Below are 465 nucleotides of genomic sequence, written 5' to 3'. Positions count from 1 at the left end.
GTCGCCGAGCGACAACTGGCGTCGGTAGCTGCCGAAGAACCGCTCATTCGCCAGCCATTGGACGGACTCCTCCGTGCGTGCGGTTCGATGCGCCGAGATGGTCAGGGTGCCGTTGTCGACGTTGACGTCCACCGAGCCCGGATCGATTCCCGGAAGGTCGGCCGTCAGAACGTAGTGGTCACCGATCTTGCAGAGGTCCATCGGCATGAATCGCGGTGTGCGAGTTGACCCGGAATCACCTGACAGCAAACTCCTGGTCAAAACATCAAGGTCGCTGAACGGATCAAAACGAAGCACAGTAATTCACCTCCCGTAACGTCTCAGAGCCCGCCACCTTGGCAGGCAGCCAATCACTGTGCACCGCCGATATTAGCACTCGACCATGATGAGTGCTAGACATTTTCTGACCATCTTTCGGTGATCGGTGCATGTCAAAGACGTGGGATTCGGTGGGAGGTTTTCATA

General features: G+C 57.0%; 1 protein-coding gene. It reads right to left on the bottom strand.

Going from position 1 to position 465, the window contains the following annotated elements; genetic code table 11:
* Nucleotides 1–207, bottom strand: a 207-nt coding sequence (locus RNB18_RS51635; RefSeq protein WP_311721013.1) for an Hsp20/alpha crystallin family protein, incomplete at its 3' end; no start/stop codon positions are given.
* Nucleotides 208–465: the final 258 nt, after the last annotated feature.

It is taken from the genome of Streptomyces doebereineriae, from assembly GCF_031845645.1.
Taxonomy (GTDB): Bacteria; Actinomycetota; Actinomycetes; order Streptomycetales; family Streptomycetaceae; genus Streptomyces; species Streptomyces canus.
This window is presented reverse-complemented; position numbering and strand designations above follow the sequence as displayed.